The organism is Streptomyces sp. NPDC002176 (assembly GCF_044903645.1).
In the GTDB taxonomy this organism is placed as follows: Bacteria; Actinomycetota; Actinomycetes; order Streptomycetales; family Streptomycetaceae; genus Streptomyces.
The window spans coordinates 1,320,416-1,334,046 of sequence record NZ_JBJDQW010000001.1 but is presented as its reverse complement, the minus strand read 5'-3'; the positions used below and the strand labels follow the sequence as shown (position 1 = coordinate 1,334,046).

The following is a 13,631-nucleotide window of genomic DNA, read 5'->3' as shown; positions in this document are numbered from 1 at the left end:
CCTCAGACGTTCCGGAAGCGGTTGATCGCGTCGATGTGCTCGGCGCGCAGCTCGGCGTCGCGCACGCCGAGTCCCTCCTCGGGGGCCAGGCACAGCACGCCGACCTTGCCCTGGTGCGCATTGCGGTGCACGTCGTGGGCGGCCTGGCCGGTGTCCTCCAGGGAGTACACCTTGGACAGCGTCGGGTGGATCTTGCCCTTGGCGATCAGGCGGTTGGCCTCCCACGCCTCGCGGTAGTTGGCGAAATGGGAGCCGATGATGCGCTTGAGCGACATCCACAGGTAGCGGTTGTCGTACTCGTGCATGTAGCCCGAGGTCGAGGCGCAGGTGGTGATGGTGCCGCCCTTGCGGGTGACGAAGACGGACGCGCCGAAGGTCTCGCGGCCGGGGTGCTCGAAGACGATGTCGATGTCCTCGCCGCCGGTCAGCTCGCGGATGCGCTTGCCGAAGCGCTTCCACTCCTTGGGGTCCTGGGTCCGCTCGTCCTTCCAGAACTTGTAGCCCTCGGCGTTGCGGTCGATGATCGCCTCGGCGCCCATCGAGCGGCAGATGTCGGCCTTCTGGTCGCTGGAGACGACACAGATCGGGTTGGCGCCACCGGCCAGCGCGAACTGGGTGGCGTACGAGCCGAGTCCGCCGCTGGCGCCCCAGATCAGCACGTTGTCGCCCTGCTTCATCCCGGCGCCGTTCTTGGAGACGAGCTGGCGGTAGGCGGTGGAGTTGACCAGACCGGGGGCGGCGGCCTCCTCCCAGCTCAGGTGGCCGGGCTTCGGCATCAGCTGGTTGGACTTGACGAGCGCTATCTCCGCCAGTCCGCCGAAGTTGGTCTCGAAGCCCCAGATGCGCTGCTCGGGGTCGAGCATCGTGTCGTTGTGGCCGTCCGAGGACTCCATCTCGACGGACAGACAGTGCGCGACGACCTCGTCACCGGGCTTCCAGGCGTTCACGCCGGGGCCGGTGCGCAGGACGACGCCCGCGAGGTCGGAGCCGATGATGTGGTACGGCAGGTCGTGCCGCTTGGCCAGCTCGTTGGTGCGGCCGTAGCGCTCCAGGAACCCGAAGGTGGACAGCGGCTCGAAGATCGAGGTCCACACCGAGTTGTAGTTCACCGAGGAGGCCATGACGGCCACCAGGGCCTCGCCGGGGCCCAGCTCGGGCAGCGGCACCTCGTCGAGGTGGGTGGACTTGCGGGGGTCCTTGTCGCGGGTCTCGAGGCCCGCGAACATCTCCGTCTCGTCCTTGTGCACGGTGATCGCGCGGTACGACTCGGGCAGCGGGATCGCGGCGAAGTCGGCGGACGTGGCGTCCTGCGACTGGATCGCGGCGAGGATGTCCTTCACGGTCACGGTATTGCCTCCGGCGGTGAGCGCCCTGAGGGAGGGGCGCTGGGGTTTCGTCGGTGCGGGAAGTGCGCTCGGGGGTGCGAGGGGGGTGCCGTCTGGTGGCGGCGGATGCTTCGGCGGCGCTTTGTGGCGCGGGAGGTTGCCTGTGACGCAGGCGTCCGGACGCGCGAGCCGGGTGGCTTGCGGGGACAGCCGACGCGCGGGATTTCGCTACGCGCCGGCCGTCCGGACACTCTCAACGTATGACACCGCGTGTCAGGCGGCAAGGCACTGAGTGCCAGAAATTGGCCTCACATGAAATCTTTACGTAACAAATGAGCGATGATCGATCGAACGGCGCCGGAAAGCCCGGTGAAATCGGCCCCCGGCATGCCAAAACGGCCACCCCGGAGGGTGGCCGTCGGCACAAGATGAGAAAACCGGTCAGCGTTCCTTGAGCGCCTGCTCGATGGTCCGCATGACCTCGTCCAGCGGGGCGTCGGTGCGGGCGACCGTCACCAGCACCTCGCCGTGCGCGGAGACCGCGGCCGGGGCCCGGTCGGCGCCGGTGGCCGTGCTCCGGCCCGCCCCGATGCCGGTGCCGAAGGTCCGGCGGACGATGGCGAAGGCGTGGTCGAGCTGCGCCTCCACATCGCCCTGGCCGTCCGCCCGCAGCCAGCGCCGCAGCACATGGTTGTGCGCGGTGACCACGGCGGACGCGGCGACCTCGGCCAGCAGCGGGTCGTCGTTGGCGTCGTCGGCGTGCGCCCGCTCGTCGAAGTGGCCCAGCAGATAGCGGGTGAACAGCCGCTCGTAGCGGGCCACCGAGGCGATCTCCGCCTCGCGCAGCGTCGGCACCTCGCGGGTCAGCCGGTAGCGGGCCACCGAGATCTCCGGCTGGGCCGCGTACATCTTCATGACTTCCTTGATCCCGCGGCACACGGTGTCGAGCGGATGCTCGTGCGCCGGGGCCGCGTTGAGCACCGCCTCGGCCCGGATCAGGGTGTCGTCGTGGTCGGGGAAGATCGCCTCTTCCTTGGAGCGGAAGTGGCGGAAGAAGGTGCGCCGGGCGACCCCGGCCGCCGCGGCGATCTCGTCGACCGTGGTCGCCTCGTACCCCTTGGACGCGAAGAGTTCCATCGCGGCCGCCGCCAGTTCCCGGCGCATCTTCAGCCGCTGGGCGGCGGCGCGACCGCCCACGGCGCTCTCCGGGGCGTCGGAGGCGGCGGATGTACGTGAGGACCTGACGGGCTGGGACATGACCCGAACGTACTGCATCGACGCCGTCCCACGCGCGGGTGCCGGGAGGCCCTCCTCGTCCCCGGAGCGGGCGGGGGCCCGGCCGGGCGGGGTGAGGCCGCCCGGTTCGAGCAGCCCGCCCCACTCCGGTCCGTCCCGGAAACCATCGCCGTCAGCGGCGGGCATACTCGCGGAAGCCCCGGCCGGTCTTGCGGCCCAGGCAGCCCGCCGCCACCAGGTGCTCCAGCAGCGGCGCCGGGGCGAGACCCGGGTCGCGGAACTCGCGGTGCAGCACCTTCTCGATGGCCAGCGAGACGTCGAGCCCGACCACGTCCAGCAGTTCGAACGGGCCCATCGGGTAGCCGCCGCCCAGCCGCATCGCCGCGTCGATGTCGTCCAGGGTCGCGTAGTGCTCCTCGACCATCTTGATCGCGTTGTTCAGGTACGGAAACAGCAGCGCGTTCACGATGAAGCCCGCCCGGTCGCCGCAGTCCACCGGGTGCTTGCCCAGGCGGGCGCAGACCTCGCGGACGGTGGCGTGGGTGTCGTCGGCGGTGAGCACCGTGCGCACCACCTCCACCAGCTTCATCGCCGGGGCCGGGTTGAAGAAGTGCATGCCGATCACGTCCTGCGGACGCGAGGTGGCGCGGGCGCAGGCCACGACGGGCAGCGAGGAGGTGGTGGTGGCCAGGACCGCGCCCGGCTTGCAGACCTTGTCCAGCGCCTGGAAGAGCTGCCGCTTGACGTCCAGGTCCTCCGCGACCGCCTCCACGGCCAGGTCCACGTCGGCGAACGCCTCGTAGCCGCCCGCCGGGGTGATCCGCTCCAGCATCCCGGCCGCCGACTCGGCGGTCAGGCGGCCCTTGGCGACCGAGCGGTCCAGCGACTTGCCGACGCGCGCCTTGGCGGCCTGCGCCTTCTCCTCGCTGCGGGCGGCCAGGATCACCTCGAACCCGGCCTTGGCGAACACCTCCGCGATGCCCGACGCCATCGTGCCGGACCCGGCGACGCCCACCGAGCGCACCGTACGGCCCGCCGTCGCGCTGTCGCCGGGCGCCGGGGTGAGGGCGTCCGGGACGGTCTCGGCGCTGCCGGGGGCCGCGTAGGTGTAGAAGCCGCGGCCCGCCTTGCGGCCGGTCAGGCCCGCCTGGCTGAGCTGCTTCAGGATGGGGGCCGGGGCGTGCAGACGGTCGCGGGACTCGGCGTACATCGCCTCCAGGACCCGGCGGGCGGTGTCCACGCCGATCAGGTCCAGCAGGGCGAGCGGGCCCATCGGCAGACCGCAGCCCAGCCGCATCGCCGCGTCGATGTCCTCGCGGGAGGCGTACCGCGCCTCGTACATCGCGGCGGCCTGGTTCAGATAGCCGAACAGCAGGCCGTCCGCGACGAATCCGGGACGGTCGCCGACCGCGACCGGCTCCTTGCCCAGCTCCACCGCGAGATCGGTGACGGCGGTGACCGCCTGCGGCGCGGTCAGCACCGAGGACACCACCTCCACCAGCTTCATCGCCTGCACCGGGTTGAAGAAGTGCAGGCCGAGGACGCGCTCGGGGTGGTCCGAACCGGCGGCGAGCCGGGTGACCGACAGCGCGTTGGTGCCGGTGGCCAGGATCGTCTCCGGCCGCACCACGCGGTCGAGTTCGGAGAGGATCTGCTGCTTGATCTCGTACGACTCCGGGGCCACCTCGATCACGAGGTCGGCGTCGGCCGCCGCCGCGAGGTCGGTGGAGGTGGTGACCCGGTCCAGCAGGGCCGCGCGCTCGGGCTCGGTGAGCCGACCGCGCTCGACGGCGCGGGCGGTGGAGGTCTCCAGCGCCTGGACGCACCGGGCGGCCTGCGAGGCGTCGATGTCGATGCCGACCACCTCGCGACCGGCCCGCGCCAGGACCTCGGTGAGACCGGTGCCCATGGTGCCGAGACCGACCACGGCGATCGTCCGGAGCGGGGAGGGAGGGGTGTGGGACAGGGGAGTGGCCATCGCGGAACTCCAGGAAGAGTGGTGACGACGAGGGAACGCGCCGGACGCGTGAAGGTGCACACGCGACGGAGCGCGGGGATGCGGGTGTTGCCGGGCCGCGAAGCGCACACGCCCGGTGCCGTCATGTCGGGCGCGCACACGCCCAGGACGGTCCAACTTGCCGACCGGCCCTGTCCCGGAGCCGGGTCGTGCTCTCGACGGTTGCGTCACCAGACCGTCGCCAGCCGAAGCGCGAGTGGGTAACTCGCTCGTCTGAGCTTAACCAGTGAGTAACGAGCGCGCCAGTGGTTGGCGGGAACTGGCGTGCCGATGGTTGGGCTCGGCACCGTGAACGCGCCATCGGTGCCCCGCCCGCTCGAACCCCCCGTCGTCCGGCCCCCGTTCGTCCCCCTGGCCGTCAGCCCAGCACCCTGCCGAGGAACCCGCGCAGATACCCCGCGACGACGTCCAGGTGGCTCTCCAGCAGGAAGTGGCCGCCGTCGATCAGGTGTACCTCCGCGTCCTCGGCGTCGCGGGCGAAGGCTCGGGCGCCGTCCGGGCCGAAGATCTCGTCGTTGCGGCCCCACACGGCGAGCACCGGTACCTCGGTGGTGCGCAGGAATTCGTGCAACCGCGGGTAGAGCGGGCGGTTGTCGCGGTAGTCGCGGAACAGGGCGAGCTGGATCTGGTCGTTGCCCGGCCGGGAGACCAGGGCGAAGTCGTGTTCCCAGGTGTCCGGGCTGACCACGCTCGGGTCGGGCACGCCGTGCAGGTACTGCCAGCGGATGGCGTCGATGCCCAGCGCCGGGCGTACGGCGGGTTCGGTGTCGGGGCCGGGGTTCTCCCCGTAGGCCCAGACGTCGGTCCAGAACGACTCGACGAAGCCGTCCTCGTAGCCGTTGCCGTTCTGGGTGACGAGGGCGGTGATCCGCTCGGGGTGCTTGAGTGCGAGGCGCCAGCCGACGGGGGCGCCGTAGTCCTGGACGTAGAGGGCGTAGCGGTCCAGGCCCAGCTGGTCGAGCAGTTCGGCGGTGATGTCCGCGAGGGCGTCGAAGGTGTAGGCGAAGTCCGCCGCGTCCGGGGCGTCGGAGAGGCCGAAGCCGAGGTGGTCCGGCGCGATGACGCGGTAGGTGTCCGCCAGCAGCGGGATGAGCTCGCGGAACATGAACGAGCTGGTCGGGTAGCCGTGCAGCAGGACGATCGCGGGGGCGTCGGCCGGTCCGGCCTCGCGGTAGAAGATCTCGTGCCCGTCGACGGTGGCGGTCCGGTGGTGCACCGAGTTCATGTCTAACCCCTTCAGGTGCTGAGTCCGGTTATCTCCTGGCCACGCAAACACGCTTCGGTTAACCTGTCAAGTGCTCCGATGTGGTTAGAGAGGGAGGTGCTGTGGATACGCTGCTGGACCTGCTCAACAGCAGGCCGCTGGTCGACGGGCGAGAAGCGGACGCCCTCGCCGACCCGGCCGACGGGCGGCGCTGGGCACGGGAGCACGGCGGCGACGGCAGCCTCGCGGAACTGGCGTCGCTGCGCGAGGCGCGGGACGTCCTGCGGGACATCGTGACCGGAGCGCGCCCGCCCGAGGCGCTGGAGCCGCTGCTCGACGGGGTCCAGCGGATTCCGGAGGTCGCCGCGGAGGGCCTTCGGTGGACGCTCAGGACTCCGCCGCACGCCCGGCTGGCTGTCGAAGTGATCCTCGCGTGGGCCGACATTGAGGAGCGCATGCCTGGCCGACTGCGGCCGTGCGCCAACTCCGCGTGCCGGTTGTTCCTGCTCGACCGCAGCCGCGCCAACCGCGCCCGCTGGTGTTCGATGGCCGTCTGCGGCAACCGCGAGAAGGCCCGACGCCACTACGAACGCACCCACTGACGCGGGCCTCTGGGGCGACGGCCGGCCCTGTCTTTGTGATGCACCTCTGCGATGGACCTCCCGCAGGTGTCACCACGCGCCTACGCTGGGTGCGTGGACGAAGAGTTGCGAGTGCTCACCGAACGCTTACGGCAGGAGTCGCGGGGCGGTTCCGCGTACGAGAGGCTAGTGGGTACCGGGGATCACGACGAACTGGCCGACGTGCTCACCGCGCCCGGACAGCCGCTGTGGGCCAGGGAGTTGGCCGCGTACCGGCTCGGAGTCGCCGGGGACCGGCGGGCGTTCGAGTCCCTGGTGCTGCTCCTCAACCACCGTGACCCACCCCGCTGCGCCGCGGCCGCCGACGCGCTGGCCGCCCTCGGCGACCCGCGCACCGCCCGCGCGGCCGCCGCCCTCGCCACCAACGAACTCCGCGTCGCCTACGCCCTGCAGCCGGTACGCCTCCTCGTCCGCCTGCGCGCCCCCGAGTCCGTCCCGGCCCTCATCACCACCCTCGAACGCCGCCTGCGCCCCCACGACCCCTACCGCCGCGTCGCCCTCGCGTGCGTCGACGGCCTCGGCACCCTGGCCGACCCCAGAGCCAAACGCGTCCTGACGGAAGCCCTGGCCCACCCGCTCCTGGCGGACGCGGCGACGACGGCCCTGGGCCGCATCCCACGTCAACAGCAACGGAGTTGAGACCTCACGTACCGCACCTCAGGGGCCGACGTACCGTCCTCGGCGCCGTCCGGCCGGAAGCCCGCCCGCTCGTAGAAGCGGCGGGCGCGGGTGTTGTCGCGCAGGACCCAGAGCAGCATGCGCGGCCGAGCGGCGGTGCGGGCGAGCGCCTCGGCGAGCAGCGCCCATCCGACACCGGTCCCGATGTGGGCGGGGTCGGCGTAGAGCGCGTACAACTCGGCGTCCCCGGTACGGGTTTCGCCGTCCCGGTACGGCCCTGTCGCGGCCCAGCCGACGACCCGTCCCGCGCGTTCGGCGACCAGGTGGGTGGTGGGGTCGTCCGGGCGGGCGAAGTGGGCCCGGCGGCGTTCGGCGTCCGCCTCGACGCTCAGCTCGTCCAGCTCGGCCTGTGGCACCAGCCCCCGGTAGGCGTGCCGCCAGCCCGTCACCCGGATCTCGGCCACCCGGTCGCAGTCGGAGAGGGCCATCGGGCGGATGCGGAGAGTGTCCATGGCGGGGAGCCTAGGGAGGAGCATGGGTCGGCGCCCCTGGATTTTCCGGTGCCCGCCGGACGAGCGGGCACCGGCGGGGCCGTCAGCGGCGGAAGCCGAGCAGTCCGTGGAGGGTTGAGCCCTTCGACGTGGCGGGTGTCGTCTTCGCGTCCAGGGGCTTCGGGGCGGGGGACTTGTCGCAGATCGCGTCGACCTCGCCGTGGCCGCGGGGGACGGTGCCGTCGGTGAGGTAGGCGGTGAGGTGGTCGTCCAGGCAGGAGTTGCCGGTGAGGGTGAGGCCGTGGTTGCCGCCGCCCTGTTCGACCACGAGGCTGGAGTGGGCCAGCAGGCGGTGGGTCATCAGGCCGCCGGAGTAGGGGGTGGCCGCGTCGTCCGTGGCCTGGAAGAGCAGGGCCGGGGGGAGTTGGCCGTTGGCGATGTTGACCGGCTGCCGGGGAGGCGTGGGCCAGAACGCGCAGGGCGCGTTGTACCAGGCGTTGTTCCAGGTCATGAAGGGTGACTTGCGGTGGGCGGCCCAGGTGTCCCGTGACCAGCGGCGCCAGTCGCGTGGCCAGGCCGCGTCCCGGCACTGCACGGCCGTGTAGACGCTGTAGTTGTTGGCCCCGGCCGCGTCGACGGCGGCGAACTTCTCGTACGCCTGCTCCAGCGGCCCGGTGTCCCTGTCGTGCACCCAGGAGGCGAGGGCCTCGGCGAGGTAGGGCCAGTAGCCGTCGTAGTAGCCGCCCGGCATGTAGGTGTCCTCCAGCTCGGCGGCGCCCACCTTGCCGTCCGCCGGGTCATTCGCCAGCGCGGCCCGCATCGTGTACCAGTCGGCCTCGATCCGCGCGGGGTTGGTGCCCAGGCCGTACGCCTCGTCGTGCCCGGCGATCCACGCCATCAGGGCCTTGTGGCGGGCGTCGAAGGCGTGGTCCTGGGTGAGGTTGTCCTCGTACCAGACGCCGGTCGGGTTCACGATCGAGTCCAGCACCAGGCGGTGCACCCGGGCCGGGAAGAGCTTGGCGTAGACCGCGCCGAGGTAGGTGCCGTAGGAGTAGCCGAGGTAGCTGAGGCGCTCGGCGCCCAGGGCCGCGCGGACCGAGTCCAGGTCACGGGCGGCGGAGACGGTGTCGATGTACGGCAGGACGTCCGCGTGGGCCTTGCCGCAGGCGGCGGCGAAGGACCGCACCCGGTCCAGGTTCCGCCGCTCCAGCTCGGGTGTGGCCGGGACGGTGTCCGGGCGTACCGGCGCGAAGTGGTCCGGGGCGCAGTTCAGCGCCGGGGTGCTCCTGCCGACGCCGCGCGGGTCGAACCCGATGACGTCGTACCGCGCGGCCACCTTCTCGGGCAGTGTGGAGGCTACGAAACCGGCGAGGCTCAGCCCGCTGCCGCCGGGACCGCCGGGGTTGACCAGCAGCGGGCCCTCGGAGGTCTTCGCGGTGTGCGGGACGCGGGACAGGGCGAGCGAGATCTGCCGCCCGGCGGGCCGCGCGTGGTCCAGCGGGACCTTCAGGGAGGCGCACTGGAGGGTGGGGTGGTCATCCGTGCCGCAGTCCTTCCAGGTCAGGCCCGGCGAGGTGGGGGCGGGGGCGGCCTGGACGGGCAGGGCGGTGGCCGAGGCGGCCAGCAGGACGGCCGTCGCGCCCAGTACGGCTGCGCGTGTTCTCATGCGTGGCAACTCCACGGGACGGAGGATGGCGCGGACCGCGTGGGTCACGGCCCTCGCGGCATCGTCCCTGCGATCCCCGCTCCCGGAGCCCGTCCGCCCCGTGGTTGACCCGAACGGGTCGCCCGATGCCCTCGAACGCCCTCACATGAGGGTGAGCTGCGTCGGCTCGGGCTCCGCCTGCCGTTCCCGCGGCCGGTCCGGGCGGATGCGCCGGGTGGCGCTCGCGCGGGTCGGCCCGATGCCGTACTCCCGCGCCAGCTCGTGCACCTGGCGGGTGACCCGGCGCTGGTACCAGGTGGGGGCGTAGGAGCCGCCCGCGTACATGCGCTCGTAGCGGGCCACCAGGTGTGGATGGTGCTGGGCGAGCCAGCTCATGAACCACTCCCGCGCGCCGGGCCGCAAGTGCAGCACCAGCGGGGTCACCGAGGTGGCCCCGGACTCCGCGATGGCGCGCACGGTGTCGCGCAGTTGGCCGGGCCGGTCGCTGAGGAAGGGGATCACCGGGGCCATCAGCACCGCGCAGCCGATGCCGTGCTCGCCGAGCGTGCGCACCACGTCGAGCCGCCGCTCGGGCGCCGGGGTGCCCGGCTCCACCGTCCGCCACAGCTCGGGGTCGGTGAAGCCCACGGACACCGAGATGCCGACGTCGGTGACCTCGGCCGCGCGCACCAGCCGGTCCAGGTCGCGCAGGATCAGGGTGCCCTTGGTGAGGATGGAGAAGGGGTTGGCCCGCTCGGTGAGGGCGTCGATGATGCCCGGCATCAGCTGGTACCGGCCCTCCGCGCGCTGGTAGCAGTCCACGTTGGTGCCCATCGCCACGTGCTCCCCGCCCCAGCGCGGCGAGGCCAGCTGGCGGCGCAGCACCTCGGGCGCGTTGACCTTGACCACGATCTGCGAGTCGAAGTCGAGCCCGGTGTCCAGGTCGAGATAGCTGTGCGTCTTGCGGGCGAAGCAGTACACACAGGCGTGCGAGCAGCCCCGGTACGGGTTCACCGTCCATTCGAACGGCATCCGGGACGCGCCCGGCACCCGGTTCAGGATCGAGCGGGCTCGCACCTCGTGAAAGGTGATGCCCCGGAACTCCGGTGTGTCGAACGTACGTGTGGTGACGGCGTCCGCGCCGAACAGCGCGCCGTCGGGGGTCCGGCCGTGACCACCGGACTCGTCGGTCAGGTTCTCCCAGCGCATGACGCCTCCTCGGTAGCTCGTTCCCCAGAATAGAACATCTGTTCCCATGATCGGGCGGACCCCGATTTGGAGCCGGGGTGCCGGGGTGGTTGGCTGATCCGAAACGCTGGAAAACAGGTCGTGGAGGAGAGCGATGGCGCAGGTCGAGGCCACTACGGAACGAGTCATCGCGGCGAACGCCGACAGGGTGTTCGACGCGCTCGGTGACTACCGGACCACCCGCCCGAAGCTGCTCCCCGAGCACTTCAGCGAGTACGAGGTGCGCGAGGGCGGCCACGGCGCGGGCACCCTCGTCCACTGGAAGCTCCAGGCCACCAGCAAGCGCGTACGCGACTGCCTGATGGAGGTCGGCGAGCCCACCGACGGCGAGCTGGTCGAGAAGGACCGCAACTCCACCATGGTCACCACCTGGCGCGTCACCCCGGCCGGTGAGGGCCGCTCCCGCGTCGTGGTCACCACCACCTGGAAGGGCGCCGGCGGCATCGGCGGCTTCTTCGAGCGCACCTTCGCCCCCAAGGGCCTCGGCCGCATCTACGACTCGGTGCTCGACAAGCTCGCCGCCGAAGTCGAGAGCTGACCCCAAACACCGGCCGGTGCGGGGGACGTTGCTCCCCTCACCGGTTCGAGTGATTGCCGCCGAGACCGGATTCATGCCGTAACTCGCCGTATGTGTTCGCAGTTGTCGCGTAACGCGGGATGTGCGACAGGTGTGAGCGAGGGGAGCGGTACGTGGGCGGAACGACGCTGGTGTGGGAGGAGCCGGACACCGAGGCGGTGCCGGTTCCGGTCGAACACCTGGACCCACCACCCGCCCCCGGACCCGAACTCGGCGCGCGCCAGGTGCGGTTGGTCTTCATCGGGCTGATGCTCGCGCTGCTGCTGGCCGCGCTGGACCAGATGATCGTCGCCACCGCGCTGCCGAAGATCGTCGGCGAGCTGCACGGCCTGGACAAGATGTCCTGGGCGATCACCGCCTATCTGCTGACCTCCACCATCGGCCTGCCGCTCTACGGCAAGCTCGGCGACCTCTTCGGCCGCAAGGGCGTCTTCCAGTTCGCCATCCTGGTCTTCGTCATCGGCTCCGCCCTCGCCGGGCGCGCCCAGAGCATGGACCAGATGATCGCCTTCCGCGCGGTCCAGGGCATCGGCGCGGGCGGCCTGATGATCGGCGTGCAGGCGATCATCGCGGACATCGTGCCGCCCCGGCAGCGCGGCCGCTACATGGGCCTGATCGGCGCCGCCTTCGGCCTCGCCTCGGTCGCCGGGCCGCTGCTCGGCGGCTACTTCACCGACCACCTCTCCTGGCGCTGGTGCTTCTACATCAACGTCCCCTTCGGCCTGGTCACCCTCGCCGTGGTCGCCGCCGTGCTGAAGCTGCCCCGGCCGAACAAGCGCGCCCGGCTCGACGTACCCGGCGCGCTGCTGCTCGCCGCCGCCTCGACGTGCCTGGTGCTGCTGACCAGTTGGGGCGGCACCGAGTACGCCTGGGACTCGCGCGAGATCATCGGGCTCGGCGCGGGGGCGGTCGCCGCCGTGATCCTCTTCGTCGTCGCCGAGCGGTTCGCCGCCGAACCCCTCATCCCGCTGCGGCTGTTCCGGGACTCGGTCTTCAACATCACCGGCCTGGTCGGCCTGGTCATCGGGGTCGCGCTGTTCGGCGCGGCCAGCTATCTGCCGACCTTCCTCCAGATGGTCGACGGGGCCAGCGCCACCGAGTCCGGGCTGCTGATGCTGCCGATGATGGCGGGCATCGTCATCGCCTCCATCGTCGGCGGCCAGCTCATCAGCCGCACCGGCCGCTACAAGGTCTACCCGCTGCTCGGCGCCGCGCTCGCCGCGCTCGGCATGTGGCTGCTGTCCCGGCTGGAGGTCGACACCTCCCGGCTCGCCTACAGCGTCTGGATGGCCGTCCTCGGCACCGGCATCGGCCTGGTCATGCCCGTCCTGGTGCTCGCCGTGCAGAACTCCGTGCGCCCCGCCGACCTCGGCACCGCCACCAGCGCCAACAACTACTTCCGGCAGATCGGCGGCAGCGTCGGCGCCGCCATCTTCGGCACCCTCTTCGCCGACCGGCTCACCGACGCCCTGCGCGAGGACCTCCCGCCGGACGCCTCGGCCGCGCTGCCCGACCCCGAGGCGATCACCCCGCAACTGGTGCACGCACTGCCCCCGGCGCTGCGCGACGCCTACATCCACGCCTACGCCGACGCCATGCCCCGGATCTTCCTGTACCTGGTGCCGGTGCTCGTCCTCGGCCTGATCATCGCCTTCTTCCTCAAGGAGAAACCCCTGGTGTCCCAGCACGCCCCCACCACCGAACCGGACACCGTGCCGGGCATCCCCGTACCGCCCCAGGCCCGCGCGCCGCACACCGCCGGGATCGCCGTCTGCGGCACCGTCCAGCACCCGGACGGCACCGTGGTGCCCCGCGCCGCGCTCACCCTCATCGACGTCGGCGGAGTGCAGATCGGCCGGGGCGCCAGCGGCGACGACGGCCGCTACGCGCTGGCCACCCCAGGCTCCGGCTCCTACGTGCTGATCGCGGCGGCGGGCGGCCACCAGCCGCAGGCCGTCTCCGTCACCGTCGGGGAACGCCCCGTCGAACTCGACGTGGTCCTCGGCGGCGCCGGACGCCTCGCGGGCGCGGTGCTCACCGCCGACGGCAGCCCGGTGCGCGACGCCACCGTCACCCTCACCAACGTGCACGGCGAGGTGGTCGCCGCCACCCGCAGCGGGCGCGAGGGCGGATACGTCATCGGCGAGCTGGTCGCGGGGGAGTACACCCTCGCCGCGAGCGCCCCCGCCTTCCGCCCGGCCGCCCTCCCGGTCACCGTCCAGGCGTCCCGCGAGACCCGGCAGGACGTCGAACTCGCGGGCGGCGCCGTGCTGAAGGGCACCGTCCGGGCCGGGGGAGGGCGGGCCGTGGAGGACGCCCGCGTGACCCTGCTCGACGCGGCCGGGAACGTCGTCGACACCCTCACCACGGGCGCCGACGGCACCTTCCGCTTCGTCGACCTCTCCTCCGGCGAGTACACCGTCATCGCTGCGGGCTACCCGCCCGTCGCCACGGTGCTCCAGGTCGCGGGCGGCGGCCGCACCGAGCGTGACCTGCAACTGGGGCACGAGGACTGAGGGTAGGGCCTGTCTTCCGGATCTGGCCGGCTCGGGCCGACGGCGCCTTCCTGGCTGACCCGAGCGGGGTCTGGTGCGTGCAGCTGCAAGGCGGAGGAGGGAGTCGACGCGGA

Annotated in this window: 11 protein-coding genes; 4 read left to right on the top strand and 7 right to left on the bottom strand. The window is 71.9% G+C overall.

The window, feature by feature from the left end:
• Window positions 1-2 precede the first annotated feature (2 nt).
• The 4 genes from ccrA to ACI2LY_RS05945 all read right to left on the bottom strand — a co-directional run bounded on the left by ccrA (window position 3) and on the right by ACI2LY_RS05945 (window position 5,803).
• Window positions 3-1,346 carry a crotonyl-CoA carboxylase/reductase gene (ccrA, locus tag ACI2LY_RS05960; RefSeq protein WP_404706067.1) on the bottom strand — a complete coding sequence of 448 codons (1,344 nt, stop codon included), beginning with the start codon at window positions 1,344-1,346 and terminating at the stop codon, window positions 3-5.
• 420 nt (window positions 1,347-1,766) lie between these two features.
• Window positions 1,767-2,582 carry a TetR family transcriptional regulator gene (locus tag ACI2LY_RS05955; protein WP_404706066.1) on the bottom strand — a complete coding sequence of 272 codons (816 nt, stop codon included), beginning with the start codon at window positions 2,580-2,582 and terminating at the stop codon, window positions 1,767-1,769.
• A 151-nt stretch (window positions 2,583-2,733) separates the two neighbouring features.
• Complete coding sequence (locus ACI2LY_RS05950; protein ID WP_404706065.1) at window positions 2,734-4,539, bottom strand: 3-hydroxyacyl-CoA dehydrogenase family protein; 1,806 nt, start codon at window positions 4,537-4,539, stop codon at window positions 2,734-2,736.
• A gap of 397 nt (window positions 4,540-4,936) precedes the next feature.
• Window positions 4,937-5,803 carry an alpha/beta fold hydrolase gene (locus tag ACI2LY_RS05945; protein ID WP_404706064.1) on the bottom strand — a complete coding sequence of 289 codons (867 nt, stop codon included), beginning with the start codon at window positions 5,801-5,803 and terminating at the stop codon, window positions 4,937-4,939.
• A gap of 101 nt (window positions 5,804-5,904) precedes the next feature.
• On the opposite strand from ACI2LY_RS05945, the gene ACI2LY_RS05940 reads away from it, so the two are divergent.
• Entirely contained in the window at window positions 5,905-6,384 is a 480-nt protein-coding gene (locus ACI2LY_RS05940; RefSeq protein WP_404706063.1) for a CGNR zinc finger domain-containing protein, read from the top strand.
• A 93-nt stretch (window positions 6,385-6,477) separates the two neighbouring features.
• Window positions 6,478-7,062, top strand: a complete 585-nt coding sequence (locus ACI2LY_RS05935) for an adenylosuccinate lyase (RefSeq protein ID WP_404706062.1) — start codon at window positions 6,478-6,480, stop codon at window positions 7,060-7,062.
• Here the strand turns inward: ACI2LY_RS05935 and ACI2LY_RS05930 are convergent.
• The 3 genes from ACI2LY_RS05930 to ACI2LY_RS05920 form a co-directional block, all read right to left on the bottom strand.
• The gene (locus ACI2LY_RS05930; protein WP_404706061.1) at window positions 7,044-7,553 is read right to left on the bottom strand and encodes a GNAT family N-acetyltransferase; all 510 of its coding nucleotides are present in this window, start codon (window positions 7,551-7,553) and stop codon (window positions 7,044-7,046) included. The genes ACI2LY_RS05935 and ACI2LY_RS05930 overlap by 19 nt on opposite strands.
• Window positions 7,554-7,635: 82 nt before the next feature.
• Entirely contained in the window at window positions 7,636-9,198 is a 1,563-nt protein-coding gene (locus tag ACI2LY_RS05925; protein WP_404706060.1) for an alpha/beta hydrolase, read from the bottom strand.
• A 141-nt stretch (window positions 9,199-9,339) separates the two neighbouring features.
• On the bottom strand, window positions 9,340-10,386 hold the full coding sequence (locus tag ACI2LY_RS05920) for an Rv2578c family radical SAM protein (RefSeq protein ID WP_404706059.1): 1,047 nt from the start codon (window positions 10,384-10,386) through the stop codon (window positions 9,340-9,342).
• A 133-nt stretch (window positions 10,387-10,519) separates the two neighbouring features.
• On the opposite strand from ACI2LY_RS05920, the gene ACI2LY_RS05915 reads away from it, so the two are divergent.
• On the top strand, window positions 10,520-10,963 hold the full coding sequence (locus ACI2LY_RS05915) for an SRPBCC family protein (protein WP_404706058.1): 444 nt from the start codon (window positions 10,520-10,522) through the stop codon (window positions 10,961-10,963).
• 152 nt (window positions 10,964-11,115) lie between these two features.
• Window positions 11,116-13,518, top strand: a complete 2,403-nt coding sequence (locus ACI2LY_RS05910; RefSeq protein ID WP_404706057.1) for an MFS transporter — start codon at window positions 11,116-11,118, stop codon at window positions 13,516-13,518.
• Window positions 13,519-13,631: the final 113 nt, after the last annotated feature.